This is a genomic window from Vicinamibacteria bacterium (genome assembly GCA_035570235.1).
Lineage (GTDB): Bacteria > Acidobacteriota > Vicinamibacteria > Fen-336 > Fen-336 > DATMML01.
In genome coordinates this window covers 1-2,623 of record DATMML010000033.1, presented here as the reverse complement: position 1 = coordinate 2,623, position 2,623 = coordinate 1, and the positions used below count along the sequence as shown (strand labels likewise).

The 2,623-nt window shown below is 69.0% G+C and carries 4 protein-coding genes; 3 read left to right on the top strand and 1 reads right to left on the bottom strand.

All coding sequences use genetic code 11. The features are described 5' to 3' along the window. Window positions 1–652: FAD-dependent oxidoreductase (locus VN461_05175; GenBank protein HXB54152.1), on the top strand; the 652-nt coding region annotated here is incomplete at its 5' end. A gap of 31 nt (window positions 653–683) precedes the next feature. Next, window positions 684–1,016: a 6-carboxytetrahydropterin synthase gene (locus tag VN461_05170; GenBank protein HXB54151.1), complete on the top strand. Its 333-nt coding sequence runs from the start codon at window positions 684–686 to the stop codon at window positions 1,014–1,016. A 29-nt stretch (window positions 1,017–1,045) separates the two neighbouring features. On the opposite strand, the gene VN461_05165 is transcribed toward VN461_05170, so the two are convergent. Continuing rightward, complete coding sequence (locus VN461_05165) at window positions 1,046–1,849, bottom strand: aminotransferase class IV (GenBank protein HXB54150.1); 804 nt, start codon at window positions 1,847–1,849, stop codon at window positions 1,046–1,048. A 135-nt stretch (window positions 1,850–1,984) separates the two neighbouring features. On the opposite strand from VN461_05165, the gene VN461_05160 reads away from it, so the two are divergent. After that, window positions 1,985–2,623: Hsp70 family protein (locus VN461_05160; GenBank protein ID HXB54149.1), on the top strand; the 639-nt coding region annotated here is incomplete at its 3' end.

Below are 2,623 nucleotides of genomic sequence, written 5' to 3'. Positions count from 1 at the left end.
CTCCGCCGCCTACTGGGCGGCGGAGGAGGGTGAGATCGACAGCCGGCGGCTGGTCCAAGCTCTGGCCGGCGCGGCCACGGAGGGGGGTGCCGTTTTTCACGAGGGAAGCCCCGTCCGGGAGCTCGCCCTCACCACCTCGGGAGCGGAGGCGGTCACCGCGGGCGGCCGCGTTCACGCCCCCTGGGCGATTCTGGCCTTGGGCGGCGCGGCGCCCAGCCTGGTCCCCCTCCTGGAAGGTCGAATCGTGGCCCAAGAGGGGGAGCGCCTGGCCCTGGAGCCTGAGCCGGGGGCTCACCTGCCCACCCCGGCGCGGACGTCCGGAGGCGGCCGCGCCTGGCGGCTGGGAAGCGACGGTTTGCGGATGGTCCTTTTGGGGGGGACCAAGGCCGAAGACAAAGGGCCAAAGCCCGGGCGCCTCCCCGTGTTGCCCTCCCCGGGCGCCCGGGAGAGCGTCGCCTTGGACGCATCCCCCGATGGATTCCCCTCAATCGGCCTGCTGCCCGGCCTGCCTGCCGCCGCCGCCGTCGGCTACGGGAGCCTGGGCCACGGTTACGCGCTTCTGGCTGCGCGCTGGGTGGCGGAGGCCATCCGCACCGGCCGCGATCCGACACCCCGCCGTTACCGCGCGGACCGCGCCCGCAGCCAGGTTTGAGTCGCCTGCCCTTAAGCAGTACGCTCACCTGATGCGGCTGGGCGTGACCGAGCACATGGACTGCGCCCACTTTCTGCCCGGCCACCCCAAGTGCGGCCAGCTTCACGGCCACACCTACAAGGTGGAGGTGGTCATCGAGGGCGAGAAGAGCGGGGGGATGCTCGTGGACTTTGCCGACCTTAAGGCCCACATAAGGTCCGTGCTCCAGCGCTACGATCACCGCCATTGGAACGACTTCCTGGAGTACCCCTCGGTCGAGAACATCTGCGAGCTGCTCGCCCGCGAGCTCAAGGAGAGGATGGGCTTCCCCTTCGTGCTGCGGGTCTTCGAGGGCCAGGGGAAGTGGGCCGAGACCTCCTCCTGATTGCCCCTTTGCCCGGGGAATCGGGGCTCCTAGAGGAGCTCTTCCGCCTCGCGCTGGACAAGAGTCGACCAGCGTCCCATCAGATCGCGGGTCACCGCCCCCGGCCCTCCCCCCCCGATGGCGTGGCCGTCGATCGTCACCACGGGCAGGATCTCGCGCGACACGCTGGTGATGAAGCACTCGTCCACTTCGGCCAGCTGATCGACGCGCACGGGCCGGAGGACGAGGGGCAGGACCCCCCGCGCGACCTCCAGGACCAGGGCCCGGGTCACCCCGTGGAGGACCCGCTCCTCCTCGGTGCGGAGCTCGCCCCCTGTGATGGCGAAGAAGTTGCTGGAGAGCCCCTCCAGGATCGTCCCGCTCTCTCCCAGCATCAGGCCCTCCTGCACGCCGGGGGGGAGCGCGCGGTAGGCCTCGGCGGCGGTCGCGATGAAGCGGGTGTCCTTGGCGCGGGGGTTGTCGCGACGTAGGCCAAGGGTCGCGCAGGCGACGCCGGCGCGGTAGAAGGCCTCCGGCAGAGGCTCGTAGGGCTCGACGGAGACGAACAGACGGGGCGGCGCGTAGGTCAGACGCAGCCGCGACTCGGGGTGCCCGGTCGCCTCGAGCGCGGCGGTCACGGCCGCGCGGACGGTGGACTCCGGGAGGGAAGGGGAGTCGCCGGGGAGGGACTCCTCGAGCCGGCGGACATGCTGGGCGAGGCGCAGGACCCGGCGGCCCCCATAGGTGCGGAGGCTGGTGTAGGCCCCGGCGGGAAGGGCCGCGGAGGCCGCGGCGAGGGTTGGGCTGGGGCCCGAGGAGTGAAGCGCGTCCCCCCGGTATTCGAACGTCGCCACCACGTCCCCATGTTAGCTCCGACCTGCCAAATGTCAAGCTAACCTCAACAGAATCAAACTGATAAACCATATGCGCGCAAATGAGTTGACATTTTGGCACTCAACCCATAGTCTTTGAGTTGGGGAGGGTTTCTCTTGAGCAAGATCATTGGCATTGACCTCGGGACGACGAACTCGGTGGTGGCGGTCATGGAGGGCGACAACCCGGTCGTCCTCACCAACCCCGAAGGGGGTCGGACGACGCCGTCGGTGGTGGCCTTCTCGAAGAGCGGCGAGCGCCTCGTAGGCCAGGTGGCGAAGCGACAGGCGGTGACGAACCCCGAGAACACGATCTTCTCCATCAAGCGCTTCATGGGCCGGAAGTTCTCCGAGGTGACGGAGGAGAACAAGATGGTCCCCTACAAGGTGGTGGAGGCGCCCAACGGGGATGTCCGCGTGTCCATCGACGGCAAGCTGTTCTCCCCTCCCGAGATCTCGGCCATGATCCTCCAGAAGATGAAGGAGGCGGCGGAGCACCACCTGGGCGAGAAGGTGACGAAGGCCGTGATCACGGTGCCGGCCTACTTCAACGACTCCCAGCGCCAGGCCACCAAGGACGCGGGCAAGATCGCCGGGCTCGAGGTCCCGCGGATCGTGAACGAGCCCACCGCGGCCGCCCTCGCCTACGGCCTGGACAAGAAGAAGGACGAGACGATCGCGGTGTACGACTTCGGGGGCGGCACCTTCGACATCTCCGTGCTGGAGGTGGGCGAGGGGGTGGTGGAGGTTAAGGCC